This is a genomic window from Acidovorax soli, from assembly GCF_014207955.1.
Classification (GTDB): domain Bacteria; phylum Pseudomonadota; class Gammaproteobacteria; order Burkholderiales; family Burkholderiaceae_C; genus Acidovorax; species Acidovorax soli_A.
Genome location: NZ_JACHLK010000004.1, coordinates 385292 through 400671 on the forward strand (window position 1 = coordinate 385292; position 15380 = coordinate 400671).

Genomic DNA, 15380 nt, shown 5'->3' on the forward strand with positions numbered 1-15380 from the left:
GCGCTGTGGCCGCGCTGGTGACCGGCGTCACGCGCGGTAAAGCCCCCTCGCCAGCACACTGGCCCACCACACCAACCAGGTGGAGCCAGGGCTGCCATGCCATGCCACGCATGGGCCATGCACCGCGAGCTTCCACCCCATCGAGAGGAGCTTTTGCATGTTGTCCATTCCATCCCTGCTGGCGCCGCGCGCCCTGCCTCTGTCCCGGCCTCGGTCCGCACGCGCTGTGCGGCGCATCGTGCCCCTGGGCCTGGTTGCTGCTGCTGCCGCCGCCTTGCTGAGCGGCTGCGGCGGCGGGGGCGGTGGCGACACGGCGCCCCCACCCGGCGCGACCCACCAGACGCTGGGCCTGTCGGTCACCGGGCTGGCGGCGGGCCAGAGCGTGGTGGTGCAGAACAATGGGGCGGACGATTTCGCCGTGGCCGCCAATGGCCTCGTGCGCACCGCCGCCAGCTGGCCGCTGGGCAGCAGCTATGCCGTCACCGTCAAGACCCAGCCCACGGGCCAGCGCTGCACCGTGGCGCGGGGCACGGGCACGCTGGCCGCGGACAGCCCTGCGGTGCTGGTGGACTGCGCGCCGTTGCCAAGCGACCGCACCACCCTGGGCGGCAGCATCAGCGGCCTGTTCAACGGCAGCACGGTGGTGCTGACCACCGGGGGTGAGGACCTGGCCCTCACCGCCGACGGCGGCTTCACTTTCCCCACCCCGCTGGCCACCGGCGCGGCCTATGCCGTCACGGTCAAGTCCAAGCCCGTTGGCCTGGGCTGCGTGGTGCGCAATGGCGCGGGCACGATCACTGCCGCCGCGGTGAACCCGGTCGCGGTGAGTTGCGCCAGCTTGGGATCCCTGGCCTCCGGCTTCTGGGAGCAGGACCAGTGCCTCCCCGGGGCAGGCGGCACCGGGCTGAAGAACGGCTGGCGCCTGTCGCACGGCAGGCCCGCCCTGCTGACCTTCGACGCAGGCTCGGTCAGCTACCGCAATGCGCAGTGCACCGGCGTGGGCACGGTCGCGGCGGGGCCATTGCCTGGTGGCTTCACGACCATCATGATGGACCAGGATATGGACAGCGAGCTCTCGGCCACCTGGGTCTCCGGCGAGCTCATGAGCCCCCCCAGCAAGCCCATGGTGCTGGTGCGCAAGGACAACCACCTGTGCCTGCTGGACAACACGGCCACCCCCTCGGCCTACCCCAACGCGGCCAGCACGGCCAACGCGGTCACGGCCGCCATTGCCGCAGGCACCTGCTACACGCCGCGCTGAGCCTGCGGCCTGCGTGCTGCAAGCGCACGCTGCTCCCTGCCGCTGCGGTGGGTTCGCAACGGGGGCAGCGCAGCGTGCGTCACGGCCGTCCTCAGGCCTTCGGGTCTGCAGGCTGCGCCATGGCCTGCTGCGGGTCGCCAGCAGGCGGTAGCGTCGCCTTCGCCGGCCTTCGGAAAAACACCGCGCGGATGGCGAGAAAGGCCCCCAGCACCACCAGCAGCACCCACGATAGGACAGGGCCCCAGCCGTTCTGGATGGCCGTGTACTTGCGGGCCTTTTCTTCGTAGCCAAACCAGGTCTTCTCCGCGTTGCTCAGCTCGTAGCACAGGTCGCCACCGCCCATGGAGGCCGGCGCCATGAGCAGCGCCACCTGCTGGGTGCGAAGGTGCTCGGCGTATTGGTCGTTCAGGCGCACGTCACTTTCGTCCAGGCAGTTGGACGTGGACGACGTGCCCAGTGCGCAGCTGCATTGGTGAACTGTTCCGTCCGCGCTGCGCACCCGGGTGGAATACTGCGAACGCTTGTTCGGCGCCGTGTCGTAACGCGCCAGCAGCCGCCCTTCCACGCGGGTGAGCTGGTTTTTGGGAGGGATCTCCACCAGGCTGGTACGCACCCCGTAGACGACCAGCAGCATCACCAGCACGAAGGGAATGCACTGGAGCCCGCCCACCAACGGGGTCAGCAACCAGACCACCCAGCTGAACAGGCCTTTGGTGCTTTTCACAACCAGGTTTTGCATGTCTCTTGGCGTGCTCCCGCGCTCACTTTTCGTGCTCCAAGCCCTGACCCGGGCCTTTCAATAAACCGGCCACGGCAACCCCCAGGTCCGGCACCAGCACCTTGTGAAAGCGCCCCGCGCGCAGCATTGCGTCCACGCCGCTGCCACAGCCGATGAACCCGCGTAGCTCCCTCAGACGGGTCGCATGGGTCAGGTGCAGGTCACCAGCCCTGTGCCACGCAGGGCCCTTGTCATACAGCGTGGGCGCGCAGCCAGGCAACGATGTCGGCCGTCACCTCATCGCGGTTCGTCTCGTTGAGGATTTCGTGGCGGGCGGCCGGGTACAGCTTCACCGTCACATCGGCAATGCCGGCATCGCGGTAGCGCTGGCCCAGCAGCTCGATCAGCGCACCGCCACCGGCCAGCGGATCGGCGTCGCCCGAGGCAATGAGGAGGGGCAGGTCGCTGCGGATGCCGGCCAGCAACGCCGGGTCTGCCAGCCGGGCGGCGGGGGCGAAGAGCGAGGGGATCACATCGCCCGGCACCTCCCACCCGCACCAGGGGTCGGCCACATAGGCATCGACCTCGGCGGCGTCGCGCGACAGCCATTCGTACCCCGTGCGGTGCGCAAAGCCTGCATTGAAAGCCGCCAGCCCCGACGGCGCATCGGCCGGTGCATTGGCCATGGCAGCGGCCAGCGCATCGAGCGCGGTGGAGCCCGAGAGAATGGCCCCTGCCCATATCGATGCGTGGTCCAGAAGCGCGGCTTGCGCTGCAAACGAACCCATCGAATGCGCGAACAGAAACACCGGCAGGCTGCCATGCTGCGCACGCAGCGCCGAGCCATACTGGGCCACATCGGCAATCAGCCCGCCGAAACCCGCGGCACCGAAGTCGCCCAGGCGCCCCGCTGCCGTACGCCCGTGCCCCCGGTGGTCGACCGCGTGCACCACAAACCCCGCCGCATTGAGCTGCTGGGCAAAGCGGTCATAGCGCGCACCATGCTCGGCCAGCCCGTGGGCAATCTGCACCACCCCGGCCGGCTGGCCCGCAACCTTGGCCCAGGTGTAGGTAGCCACCTGGGTGCCGTCTGCGTTGGAGAGGAAGGAAGCGGTGGACGTGGTGCTCATGCTTTCATTCTGACACGCAGGGGGCTGCAACGACGCCAGAAGAGTTTTGTTGGCCGCTCTCAATACGATGGCGTCAGCGCTCCCAAATCCGGCCCCAGCTCCAGCACCTCGCGAAAGCGCCCTGCGCGCAGCATCTCGTCCACGTCGCTGCCATAGCCGATGAACAGGCGCAGCCCCTCCAGGCCCGGGCCGTCCAGGCGCGGCAGCAGGGTGAGGGGCAGGGCCTGCGCCTCGCTGCTGAGCTGCGCATTGCTGGCCAGGGCCGGCACGGGCCAGCCCAGCGGGCTCCAGTGGCCTTGTGCGTCGAGCTGCAGCCAGGTGCTGCCCGGGCGCGGCACGCCCAGGGTGGCCAGGGCGTACACATTGGCACCGGCCGGCGTACCCGCGCTGCCAAACACCTCGCCGTTGAAGGCCAGGCTGCGAGGGTTGCCCGCCAGTGCCATGTTCACGCGAAACGGCGGGCGCTGGCCGGTGCCGTTGCCGGCCGTGGTGGGCACGTTGGGCGTGGCGGGGGCCAGATCCAACTCGCCCCGGCCGGCCTCGCCTGCCACGGGCACGGGCTCGGCCACGCTGGCGTAGGCGCCTGTGCCCAACTGCCCATAGCGGCCTTGGCCCAGGGCCCACACCGTGCCATCGGCCAGGCGCAGGTGCACCGAGCCGCCGCGCTGGGCGTAGGTGACGATGCCAGCCTTGTCCTCGTCCATTCCCATGGACACCGCCACGATCGGCGCGTGCATGCGCAGGCGCCGGCCCAAGTGGTTGTTGAACAGCTTGCCATAGCACTGGGCCGTGCCGTCCTGCAGCACCGCGCAGGCGTTGAACTCGCCGCCGTGGATGGACACCGCCTTGCCCGGCATGGGCAGCACGATGGGATCCATCACCAGCCACTCGGCCGAGGGCAGCGCGCGGCCATCCACCCCGGCAATGCCGCTGTTCATGCGGTTGCCCCAGAACCACACCTGGCCCGCTGCATCCAGCGCATACGAGGCGCCGTAGCCATCGTCCACCGTGGCCACCTGCACGATGGTGCTGGGCAGGCCAATGATCTTGACCGGCGTGTACCGCCATACGGTTGCGGCTGGGCTCAGGATATCGGTGCCGGGCGGCAGGTAGCCCGTGCCGCCATTGCTGCCAATGCGCCACACCGACCCATCCACCCCCAGGATGAGCCCGCGCCCATTGCCGCCCACCGCCACATCGCGCGCCAGCGGCATGCCCGACGCTTCGCCCACGATGACCGGGCGCCTGTGCGTGATGGGCCATATGCCCCAGCCGCCCGAGCTCCACACCTTGCCATTGGCGTCCACCGCCAGCCACTGGCCCAGCGCCGTGGCCAGCTTTTGCACGGCCACCGGCGTGGGCAGCACCACCTGCGTGGGCACCTGCGGCGGAATGCCCGCGATGAAGTTGGCGCTCGGGTCGTACTGCGTGGCCCCATCGCCCCAGGCAAAAATGCGCCCGTCCTGCAGCAGCGCATGGCTGCCCGTGCCGCTGGCGTGCACGCTCACCGCGGGCCCGGGCAGCGCCACCTTGCGCGGGCTGGCGGCCGACTCCAGCTCGCCCGCCGGCGTGGCCAGGTGCCCGCCCGTGTTGGAGCCCAGCGCATGCAGCTTGCCATCGCGCGTGATGTACATGATGACCGAGGCCAGGCCCCGCTGCTCCGTGCGGGAGCTGCTGGCATCCACCACATTGCTCGCCAGCTTGCGCAGTGCAATCTGCCAGCCCGGCGTTTCGTACGGGCTCACATTGCGCCACTCCCACAGGTCGCCCTCGGCCGTCAGGCCCAGGTAGCCATCGCCCCCCACCATGATGGTCTTGATCTGCACCCCGGCGCGCAGCATGTCCGGGTGCACCGTGTCACGATAACGGTCGAACGGGTCATACGCCGTGCTGGGCTGGCGCACGGGCGGGCAATACGTCTTGGGTGGTGGCGGCAGCGTGGTCTGGCTCGGGTACACCGGGTCGGTGCCCCAGGTCCACAGCGTGCCATCGGCCGTCTTGGCCGTGATGCGCGACACCGGCCGCTGGTTGGGCAGGTAGTTCCACCGGTCCGACACCGGGGCCGATGCAGACACCAGCAAATCCACCACCGGCGGCACATCGCGCATGGCCACCGGCTGCGAATAGCCGGGCGACGCCGCACACGCCACCCCCTCGCCCCAGGACCAGACCACGCCCTGGTCGTCCAGCGCCACCGTGGTGAGCCCCTGCTGCTGCACCCGCACCAGCCGCGCCGGCACGCGCGTGGTGGTGGCCCGCTGCGGCACAGTGGCATCCACCGGGGTGTTCACGCCATTGGGCAACGGCCCCCACCACCAGGGCTGGCCGTCTTGGTCGATCACGAACGAAGGCCCCCACTCCCCGCCGTTGGCGATGAACGTTGCCCCGCGAAAGATGATTTGCGGCACAGACCGGTCGGTGTGCGTGCCATCGCCTAACTCACCCCGCAGATTGGTGCCCCAGCTCCACACATTGCCATCGGCATCCAGCACCAGGGCCGAGGTGCGGTTGGTGCGCACCATGGTGGCCTTGGCCGGCAAGGCAATCTCCCGCGCCTTGGCCGCATAAATCGTGCGCCCCTGGCCCAACTGCGCCTGCCGGTTGTCGCCCCAGGCCAGCACGCTGCCATCGGCCTGCAGGGCGAGGCCGTGGCGGGCGCCGGTGGAGAGGGTTTGGGCTTGGGCCTGCAGTGAGGGGAGGGTGGCTGCGCAGAGGAGCAACAGGGCGGGGGCGAGCAGCGGTAGGCTGTGCCGCCACGCGCGGGCGCGGTGCTGCTGTTCAGGCGGTAGTCGCCTTGGGATGGTCGTCGCTGTCGTCATTGCCTCGCCTCTCTGTCGCTGTGTTGTGGCGGCCATTGTGAGGTGCAGGCAGAGGCGAGGCGGTGATAGCCGTCACGTGTTGGCTGCCGTTGTGGGAGTTGCCCATGCAGCACGCTAAAGCTAACGGATCGCCTGTCTGAGGCAGGCGTTCATTCTTTATGAAGGTGGCGCTATCGTTAAAGCGTTTCGCACTCCCTGTCGGGAGTGCAAACTTGCATGTCGGGCATTCCCCTCCGGCTAGATGGAGGGCGAAGACGCTCTGCAGCAGCAACGCCGATCGCTGTGCAGGCGTTTAGAAACAGCAATGCGCAAGAGTGGCTGCGCATAAACCTCTTCATCCTCGACGCACCGGGCTAGGCTGCCAGAAGAGATGGCTGATAGCCACTGGCCGCTATTCCCCTCGACCTTGGGAGTTGAGCCGAAGGGTTGACCGGCCGTTCAAGTCGGACGAAATACGGATAAACCAGTTCGGCGCTGAACGCCACAGGGTAGTGAGTGCTTGTCGTCAATTCAGTTTCGACACGCTGAACAACTGCGGTAACTTGTGATGCTCCCAATTTGTTTTTGCTGCGCAAGTTCACCAATTGCTCATACACCAAGCTTTCCGCGTTGAGCGGAACAATGGGAGCGGAGGACTTGCACACAAGCGCGAAATGCGAGCGCTTGTCTCGGCCACCTTCACTGCCCTGACGACTCGTGACATTGATGCCGTCTGGAATGGGCCACTCCGAGCCGTCGAGGCCCTGGGCGTAAGTCCATTGAAGAATTCCACTCGGTGCGACATCTATGGTTTTGGGCTTGCTACGCATCGGCGAGAACAACACCATCGGCCGCTTTTCCAGCAGTACCAGTTCCCTTATTGCCGGACCCACACTGTTGCCAATGCCCCATAGGAACATGCCATTTGTAGCTAGGCGCTCACGCTCCTTGCGGGCAAGAATGGTTCCGATGCCTTCGCCTGCTTCTGTTCCAAAGCGAGTCCAGCAAAAGTGGTTTGGCACCATAGACCCTCCATTCATATTTAGTTCGAAAATATTCATTTATTCGTTTATCATAGCGCCGATGAGTGCTTCAATCAAGGTGCGCTGGGAAGAAATGCGGTTTACCCTTCTGTCTACCAGGATGACGCAGCCCGAAATAGCAAAAGCTTCGGGGGTCAGTCAGCCTGCAGTTTCCAGATTGCTATCGAATTGTCCGGAAAGGCTTGGAGGTGCATTCAAGAAGTTATGCATTTATGCAGATGGTGTTCGGGAGAGTGCGCAGTCAACGCTCCCCCTGCCGGTCGATGACCCAGCCCTCGTATCGGCAATTCGGGAGGTGTGGAATGGCACACCAGAACACGCACAGGCATTGGCGGCGATGATTCGTGCCGCAGGCGCAGCAGCACGTATTGCGAGGGGGTGAATACGATGGCAAATATCGAAGACAAGTTAGTCAATAAGCTACTGGGCATAGGCCTGCCCCAGACGCTTGTTGACGCTTCCATCCCCGACTGGTGGGTTCCAGAAGACAACGATTCGCTGTCGGCGCGGACCCTTGCTTCGTTATTGTTGGCGAGGCGACTGAATCTCGACCCGCAGACCCTGCTAGATGATGGCGTGCCCGTCGGCTTTCTGCACACGGGCCCCACCAAGTTCAAGCATATGCGCTTGGCAGAGGGGCCGCGCCGTGATGCATTGGTTGGCTTTTCAATGGGCGTCGGACGCATCCTTCTGTCGATGCTCGATTCCTCCTCTACAAGACCGGTGCCTGCGGACCCTCTTGCGCTTCGTCGCGCATTGATGTTCGGCCGGCCATTTGTGTCTTTTGGCGATGTGATTGCTGCATGTTGGTCTCTTGGCGTGCCGGTTCTGCACCTTCGACTGTTTCCTGCGCAAACCAAAGGCGTTACCGCCATCGCCGTACGGCTCGGCGAGCGACATGCCATCTTGGTTGCTCGGGAGTCCGGGTTGGATGCTCAGTACATGTTTCATGTCGCGCACGAGCTAGGTCACATTGCTCTGGGGCACTTGAACGGCGCTGGTGCAATCATTGATGCAGACCCGTATGACCCGGCCAACCATGTCGATGAGCTCATTGATGATGACGAGGAGCGGGCTGCTGATGAGTATGCACAGGCGCTTTTGACAGGCCAGCACAGCTTTTCCGTCATGCGAGGCCATGGCGAGTCATCTCATAACTCCGTTGGAACGGCTCGAGAACTGGCCAGTCATGCAATGCAGACCGGCCAGCGGTTGAACATCGATCCAGGTCACATCGTCATGTCATTCGGCTACTCCACGCGTGAGTGGCCTCTGGCTTTCGCCGCAGCGAAACTCCTGCCGCAGCAGGAAGAGAAACCTGCAACGCTGGTGAATCGCATCCTATGGCAGCAACTCACCACTACCGGCGATGACGCGCAGGCGCTTGCGTACCTAAAAGCGGTAGCCACGATATGAGCGTGACCGTATTGATAGACAACGACGTTGTCATAAAGCTCTCCAAGATGGATGCTTACGTCGATGGCTTGGCCGCGATCGGCGTAACCCCAGCGCAGGTCGGCTCTTTGAAAGTCATGCTTCGCTATATGGGCCGAGCGGACCCGCAGCGACGTAGCCGCTTGACGGCTGGCCAAGCAGAGTCGGATCGTCTTCAGAATGCCCTGCAATCAATTACTGAATTGGAAATGACGCCTGAAGAGGCGAGAATCTCGACGCAACTCATGGCCGCTGTGCTGACCGCTGGACTGGACATTCAGGGTGGGGAGCTTGCTCTGTGTGTTGTCGCTGTCTGCCGCGGTGATCTTGATCTTTGCACTGGCGATAAGAAAGCAATTAGAGATTTTCCTGCCTTTGAGGGCATCTGGGCTCCGATGTCACAGCTTCGGGGGCGATGCATCTGCTTGGAGCAGATATTCCAGAAGTTGTGCAGTGAAGGCCGCCTCGCACGAGTGCGCAAAGCGGTCAGTTCCTCACCAAGGGCTGATGACACGATTTCCTTTGTTTATGACCAAACGGCAAAGCATGGGGAGCGGGGCTTCATTGCCGGGTTGGACCTTGTCATTAAGGATCACATTGAAGAGCCTGCTCCGGGATGGCTCAAGGTTCTCTAGCTATCGCAAGACCACGGCAAATGGCTCTGCCATCTTCGCGGATAGTCGCAAAGGTATGTCAGGCCCCGTAGCTGTGCCTGTACCTGGCTTATAGACAAGGCAAGCTTTGTCGACGTGCCCGCGAATGTATTGAGACCCACTCACACCTACCTTTCGGCCAATGCCGACAGCTGTGTCAGCCAGAGACACTGATTCATTGATTTCATCCAGACTGGTCAGCACCAGCGCATAGCGGGAGCCTAGTACCTTCACCCCTGTTGGCACTGGGTAGTAGTTCTTTCCATCGGGGCTGTACTCCTGTGCCTCTCCAACAGCGAAGTGCCTTGAAGTGATTTCCTGCATGAGCAAGCGCACGGTTGTGCCACCTTTCGTCACTTCTCTGACGAAAGGCTGTACCGCATTGAATGGATGACAGCTGCTGCCGCCGTATCCCCAGAAAGACATGCCAGCTTGTGCAATCTCTTTGCGCTTTCGCTCGATGATGTCCTGGAGCGACTCGTTGGCATGCACACCGACTTTCATATACAAAAACGAGTCACCGGGCTTCAACACGTTCATGATTTCTCCGGAAGTTCAAGGCTGTATGTGTCCTTAAAGGCTTTGCCATAGTCGACTCGATTGGTCTCCCGGACATATCGAACTCTCAGATTTTGGGAGCGACCGTAAAAATGTTCTAGCCGGCTGTCATGCAGGTCATAGCTCTTCGCTACAAGCGTGCGGTCTGGTAGAGAGCGTAAGAACAGATTGCACGAGCGCAGGTCGGGTGCGTCGTCCAGGTGGTATTCATGCAGATTTGTCTGCATCTCTTGGACATAAAAGCCCCCAGCCAACGCAAACTGCTGCGTCTCTGACAAAACTTTTTGCGACCAAGCCACGCCTGGGTCGTCAGCAATCACGATTGCCCCGACTGCATCAACCGAAGACGCCTCCATGCAGCGCTCCATGAAGACCTTCACGCTTTCACCGTCGTTGTGTGCCCCCCAGGGGGGGTTGGTGTAGAACGCGTTGAACTGTCCAAGAAGCTCTTCAGGTAGCTTGTCGATGCAGTTATAGAGCCTAGACTGGATCAGGTTCGAGATGCCCTCACGATCTGCGAATCGCTCGACTGCATTGACCATGCGCTCATCAAAGTCTAGGACGAGAATTTTCTCTGGCCCCTCCTGCAGGACCTCCCGCTTGACAAGGTAAGCCAAGCACAGGCTGATGCTGTCGCCATCTCCCATGAAAAGAAGCTTCCGGCCGGCAAATCGCTGGGCAATGAGACTGGTTTGCAAAACCATGTCCCCGGCTTTCATGTAAATCTGGTCAAACTCGCGAATGGGTTGGGGGCGGTTCTGGATGACGTCTGAAACAGCGTTGATAGCTCGACGCAGATCGAGTGGGCTGCTCGACTTTGCCATAGGGTCTCCTGGGTTCGGCTTTGTTTGAATCCTACCGAGAGAAAAAGATGAAGTGAAGCGAAAAGTTACCTTCAATAGCTAATCTTCTACGCTCAAGTGTATGTGTGCTTGACTCGCATCAATTGAAAAGACTTGGGCGCAGTAGCAGTACGTTGGTCTTGCAAGAAGGTGCTCGCCCTGTAGAGCTAGTAGCGTTTAAAGTGTGTGAGATCGTCCGTGGGGCGTTGGTGCTGGAGACGGCCCGATGCGAATTTAGATCCATAAGAGGCTGGGCAACATTGCCTACTGACACATGAATACTCAATCTAGAGATGCTCGAGAGTTGCTGACGCCGATAGCAGCAAAACTGAGGGAGGGGCGCTCGGTCATCCGGCCTGTAAGTCAGGTCACACTTCGACTCAAGCCGGTGCCGGGCGTTGATAGATTCGCAGCAACGGTCGATGAGATTCTGCGTTGGATAAATCGACGAGCTGGAAAGGCTCTTCCTGCCGTAGCGTGGCAACGCCAGTCATTCGAACTGTCGGCTATAGGCTCACAGCGAGCAGCCGGTGTAGCGTTACAAGATCCCAAGTATTGGGCTGCGCGCCTTGACGATGCTGACAAGAACGTTCCCCAGAGAACTTGGATCACCGAGATTGGGGTCGGCATCGATCCAAGCGGAGACATACTTTTTGGCGCCAGGCTCATTTGTACTACTCGCGGCGCTGATGAGGCGTTTGAGAGATCAATTCCTGGTTTCGTCAGAACTGTGATTTCTTCGGGGCCGGCGGAACTCGATGGGGTTGCTCTTCGCCAAGAGTTGAAAGTTCTTTCGAGTGACGATGACGTGGCCAATCTTGTGACCCTTCTCGAAGACCCAACGCGCCAATCTAACGTTATTGTTCTTGCGCTCCCGGAAGGGTCTAGTGACCCAGGAGATGCGGCAGCCTCAGCTGTAGAGCTGCACTCTAAGTTGCTTGGAGTTGCACATGTTTTTGCGCTCACCTCTCGGGCAAGCTTCGCCCTTACTGACAGCGTTGGTCGCGAACTCTCGGTCTTTCACGAGGCGGTAAGAACCTATCGGCCTGGGTTTCGTGCGTGGATCGATCAGCCTTCGAATCATCCGTTTGCGTTACCGAATCGCATCGCTAGCTGGGATGAATCAGGCCCGCCTTCGTTCGAGCGATGGATGGTCAATCAGTCTCTTGCTAGCTCAGTCAGTGGTGCTCATCGTGAGGAGAGTCTCCCCGCCTTCAACACAGTGCGCCAAATTGCGGCCTATGCAGAACGCTCTAAGCTGAGAAGTGCAGGCGGATCGGACGCTGAGCTTGCCCGGTTGTACGAACAAGATAACGAGCAGTTGCGCAAGGAGCTAAAAGAACAGAAGGAGCAATACGACGGATTGCTGTCCACAGCAGATATCGAGCGCGATCTGGCAGTAAACGCGGCGAATGCTGCGAAAGCTCAAGCGCTGGAGCGATTGCACCGTATTCGCTTGCTGGAGGCGCGTCTAGCGGAGGGCGATGAGTCACAGAGTACGCCAATTCCTGAGACCTTGGATACGTTTGCCGAATGGTGTCGTGAGCACCTCGTAGGTTCTGTCGAAATTACAAATCGTGCATATCAAGGTGTCCGAAAATCGGAGTATCACGAGCCTGCATTCATCTATCGAACATTGCTTCTTCTCAGGGATCACTATGTGCCGATGAGGATCCAAGCCACGCCCGGTCAACGGGAAGCGTATGCAGAAGCGCTTGCGCAGCTTCAACTTGAAGAGAGTGCTACAGGTGACGGGGTCAAATATGCCGCTGACTTGTACTCAGTTCAATACGGAGGGACTCGGCGGCCACTTGATCGACATCTTAAAGGCAGCGATTCCCGTGATCGTCGCTTTGGATTTCGGTTGTATTTCTTTTGGGATGAAGACGAGCAGGTGGTAGTTGTCGGCTGGCTCCCCTCGCACCTAGACAATCGTGCAAGCTGAGCTATGCCCACATCTTTAGTCGAGATGGCTTGTCCCGGATATTTGGAGCCTGCTGCCTTCGGGCGTGCTCGGCTCCGGCGAAACGCCCCCTGAGTTCAGGCAACGCTCGGCTCCATACTGCCCGCACTTCCAACAATCTCCTTTCAACCCCCATGCCCATCCGCACCGCCACCCCCGACGACGCAGCCGCCATCGGCGCCATCCGCGTGGCGGCCTGGCAGGCGGCCTACCGGGGCGCCATGCCGGATGCGTACCTCGATGCGCTGGACCCGGGTGCGAACCTGGACGGGCTGCGTGCGGCGCTGGGTGCAGAGCCGCCGCCCTTCACGCTGCGCGTGGTGGACGATGGTGTGGAGGGCCAGCCGGTGGCGTTTTCCATCGTGGGCAAGCCGCGGTATGCGGTGGTGGCGAGCCCTGCATCCACCGTGGAGCTGTGGGCGCTGAATGTGCACCCCCTGCACTGGCGCAAAGGCGCGGGTCAACAACTGGTCCGGCAGGCGCTGGTGGATGCCCGGGCGCAGCAGGGGGTCGCCGTGGTCGAGCTGTGGTGCATTCACAGCAACGCGGCCGCGCGGGGGCTGTACGAGGCGTGCGGGTTTCGGGCCAGCGGCGCGGTGCGCACGACCAGCCATCTCACTGGCCATCCGCTGCAAGAGGTGGCGTACCGGGTTGCGCTCTGACCCTTGCGGCGGGAAGGCGCGCGCGCATGGCTCAGGTAGAGCGCCAAACCACAGGCGCCACAATAGGCGCAGCAAGCCCGGCGCCCCCCACTTCTCCATGACAACGATGAGCACCACCACCACTTCCCCTACCACCACCCCCATCCGCCTCACCCAGTTCTCCCACGGCGGTGGCTGCGGCTGCAAGATTGCGCCGGGCGTGCTCTCCGAGATCCTGCGCGGGAGCGGGGCGGCGGGCATGGTGTTGCCGCCGGAGCTGCTGGTGGGCATCGAGACGGCCGACGATGCCGCCGTGTACCAGCTCAACGATGAACAGGCGCTCATTGCCACCACCGATTTCTTCATGCCCATCGTGGACGATGCGTTCGATTTCGGGCGCATTGCGGCGACCAATGCCATCAGCGATGTGTATGCCATGGGCGGGCGCCCCATCATGGCGCTGGCCATTGTGGCCATGCCGGTCAACCAGTTGCCGGTGGAGGTGATCGGGCGGGTGCTCGAAGGCGGGCAGTCGGTGTGCCGCGCGGCGGGCATTCCCATTGCCGGGGGCCACACCATCGACTCGGTGGAGCCCATCTACGGCCTGGTGGTGCTGGGCCTGGTGCACCCTGCGCGCGTGCGCCGCAACCGCGATGCGCGCGCCGGCGATGTGCTGGTGCTGGGCAAGCCGCTGGGCGTGGGCGTGCTGTCTGCCGCGCTCAAGAAGGGCCTGCTCGACGATGCCGGCTACGCCTGCCTGGTGGACACCACCACGCGCCTGAACACCCCCGGCATGGCGCTGGCCGGGCTGGACGGCGTGCACGCGCTGACCGACGTGACCGGCTTCGGCATTGCCGGCCACACGCTGGAGATGGCGCGCGGCGCCGGCAACCTGCACGCGGTGCTGGAGTGGCAGCGCCTGCCGCTGCTGTCGGGCGTGGAGGCCTGGGCCGCGCAAGGCACCGTCACCGGGGCATCGCGCCGCAACTGGGAGGGCTATGGCGCCGAGGTGGCGCTGGCCCCGGGCCTGCCCGCGCACGCCCAGGCCTTGCTCACCGACCCCCAGACCAGCGGCGGCCTGCTGGTGAGCTGCGCGCCGCAGGCGGTCGATGCGGTGCTGCGCACCTTCCGCGAGCAGGGCTTTGCCGATGCCGCGGTGGTGGGCCGCATGGAAGCACTGGCCACGGGCGGCGACGGAGAAGAAACGGCTGGCGGCTCCGCCACCCGCCTCACGGTGGCGCCATGAAGGAGCCTACGCGCGTGCACGACCGGCACGCCTTCGACACCCTCATCGACGCGCGCAGCCCGGCCGAGTTCGCCATCGACCACATCCCCGGCGCCATCAACCTGCCGGTGCTCGGCAACGAGGAGCGCCGCATTGTGGGCACCCTGTACAAGCAGGTCGGCGCCTTCGAGGCGCGGCGTGTGGGCGGGGCCATGGTGGCCGCCAACCTGGCGCGCCACCTGCAGGGCCCGCTGGCCGACAAGCCGCCCAGCTGGAAGCCGCTGGTCTACTGCTGGCGCGGCGGCCTGCGCAGCGGCTCCATGACCGCCTGGCTGCGCCTGGTGGGGTGGGACGCGCAGCAACTGGCGGGCGGCTACAAGGCCTGGCGCCGCCATGTCATCGACACCATCGAACAGCGCTCGCCCAGCCTGCCCCTGGTGGTGGTGTGCGGCGCTACCGGCAGCGCCAAGACGCGGCTGCTGCACACCCTGGCGGCCCAGGGCCAGCAGGTGCTGGACCTGGAGGGCCTGGCCCGGCACAAAGGCTCGCTGCTGGGTGCGCTGCCGGGCGTGGAGCAGCCCTCGCAGACCGCCTTCGAGACCGCCATTGCCAGCGTGCTGGAGCGCGTGGACGCCGCGCGCCCGCTGTATGTGGAAGGCGAAGGCCGCCGCATCGGCCGGCTCACCCTGCCCACGCCGCTGGCTGAGCGCATGCGCGCCAGCCCCTGCATCGAACTGCAGGCCAGCACCGCCGCGCGCGTGGAGTACCTGCTGCGCGACTATGCCTACCTGGGCGAGCGCCCGCAGTGGCTGGCAGACCAGCTCGACCCGCTCAAGCCCCTGCACGGCAACGCCACCATTGCGGCCTGGCAGGCCATGGCCCACGCGCGCCAGTTGCCCCAGCTGTTCGAGGCGCTGGCCACGCTGCACTACGACCCCTCGTATGCGCGGTCGCAGCGGGCGTACTTCAAGGCCTGGGCAGGCCGGCAGGTGGTGCCGGCCGACGACCTGAGCGCAGAGGGCATCGAGGCGCTGGCGCAGCGGGTGGCGGCGGCATGGCCCGGTGGGGCGGCCACGGCGCCCGCCTGAGCGCAGGGCGGGCTGGGCAGGGCAGG

General features: G+C 63.8%; 13 protein-coding genes. 7 read left to right on the forward strand and 6 right to left on the reverse strand.

Features of this window, described 5'->3' with window-relative positions; genetic code table 11:
- Positions 1 to 157: 157 nt before the first annotated feature.
- Positions 158 to 1261 carry a hypothetical protein gene (locus HNP48_RS13440; protein ID WP_260420218.1) on the forward strand — a complete coding sequence of 368 codons (1104 nt, stop codon included), beginning with the start codon at positions 158 to 160 and terminating at the stop codon, positions 1259 to 1261.
- 91 nt (positions 1262 to 1352) lie between these two features.
- Here the strand turns inward: HNP48_RS13440 and HNP48_RS13445 are convergent, their stop codons facing one another.
- The 4 genes from HNP48_RS13445 to HNP48_RS13460 form a co-directional block, all read right to left on the reverse strand.
- Positions 1353 to 1985 carry a hypothetical protein gene (locus HNP48_RS13445; RefSeq protein ID WP_184857618.1) on the reverse strand — a complete coding sequence of 211 codons (633 nt, stop codon included), beginning with the start codon at positions 1983 to 1985 and terminating at the stop codon, positions 1353 to 1355.
- Positions 1986 to 2230: 245 nt separating this feature from the next.
- A complete protein-coding gene (locus tag HNP48_RS13450) occupies positions 2231 to 3109 on the reverse strand; it encodes an alpha/beta fold hydrolase (RefSeq protein WP_184857620.1) in 879 nt (292 codons plus the stop codon).
- Between the two features lie 59 nt (positions 3110 to 3168).
- Positions 3169 to 5829, reverse strand: coding sequence for a hypothetical protein (locus HNP48_RS13455; RefSeq protein WP_184857622.1), 2661 nt, complete (start codon positions 5827 to 5829; stop codon positions 3169 to 3171).
- Between the two features lie 452 nt (positions 5830 to 6281).
- Entirely contained in the window at positions 6282 to 6968 is a 687-nt protein-coding gene (locus tag HNP48_RS13460) for a hypothetical protein (protein ID WP_184857624.1), read from the reverse strand.
- Between the two features lie 369 nt (positions 6969 to 7337).
- Between HNP48_RS13460 and HNP48_RS13465 the strand changes: the two genes are divergently transcribed.
- Positions 7338 to 8366 (forward strand): ImmA/IrrE family metallo-endopeptidase, encoded by a 1029-nt coding sequence (locus HNP48_RS13465; RefSeq protein WP_184857626.1) that lies wholly within the window; start codon positions 7338 to 7340, stop codon positions 8364 to 8366.
- Positions 8363 to 9019 carry a hypothetical protein gene (locus HNP48_RS13470; RefSeq protein WP_184857628.1) on the forward strand — a complete coding sequence of 219 codons (657 nt, stop codon included), beginning with the start codon at positions 8363 to 8365 and terminating at the stop codon, positions 9017 to 9019. The genes HNP48_RS13465 and HNP48_RS13470 overlap by 4 nt, the downstream gene beginning before the upstream one ends.
- Here the strand turns inward: HNP48_RS13470 and HNP48_RS13475 are convergent, their stop codons facing one another.
- Both HNP48_RS13475 and HNP48_RS13480 read right to left on the reverse strand, forming a co-directional pair.
- Positions 9020 to 9577: a hypothetical protein gene (locus HNP48_RS13475; protein ID WP_184857630.1), complete on the reverse strand. Its 558-nt coding sequence runs from the start codon at positions 9575 to 9577 to the stop codon at positions 9020 to 9022. It abuts the gene before it with no gap.
- Complete coding sequence (locus HNP48_RS13480; RefSeq protein ID WP_184857632.1) at positions 9574 to 10419, reverse strand: bis-aminopropyl spermidine synthase family protein; 846 nt, start codon at positions 10417 to 10419, stop codon at positions 9574 to 9576. Before HNP48_RS13480 ends, HNP48_RS13475 begins: the two co-directional genes overlap by 4 nt.
- A 292-nt stretch (positions 10420 to 10711) precedes the next feature.
- Between HNP48_RS13480 and HNP48_RS13485 the strand changes: the two genes are divergently transcribed.
- From HNP48_RS13485 to mnmH, 4 genes are all read left to right on the forward strand, one after another.
- Complete coding sequence (locus HNP48_RS13485; protein ID WP_184857634.1) at positions 10712 to 12382, forward strand: hypothetical protein; 1671 nt, start codon at positions 10712 to 10714, stop codon at positions 12380 to 12382.
- Between the two features lie 152 nt (positions 12383 to 12534).
- The gene (locus HNP48_RS13490) at positions 12535 to 13062 is read left to right on the forward strand and encodes a GNAT family N-acetyltransferase (protein WP_184857636.1); all 528 of its coding nucleotides are present in this window, start codon (positions 12535 to 12537) and stop codon (positions 13060 to 13062) included.
- Positions 13063 to 13168: 106 nt separating this feature from the next.
- On the forward strand, positions 13169 to 14287 hold the full coding sequence (gene selD, locus HNP48_RS13495; RefSeq protein WP_184857638.1) for a selenide, water dikinase SelD: 1119 nt from the start codon (positions 13169 to 13171) through the stop codon (positions 14285 to 14287).
- Positions 14284 to 15354, forward strand: coding sequence for a tRNA 2-selenouridine(34) synthase MnmH (mnmH, locus tag HNP48_RS13500; protein ID WP_184857640.1), 1071 nt, complete (start codon positions 14284 to 14286; stop codon positions 15352 to 15354). Before selD ends, mnmH begins: the two co-directional genes overlap by 4 nt.
- The last annotated feature ends 26 nt before the right edge of the window (positions 15355 to 15380 follow it).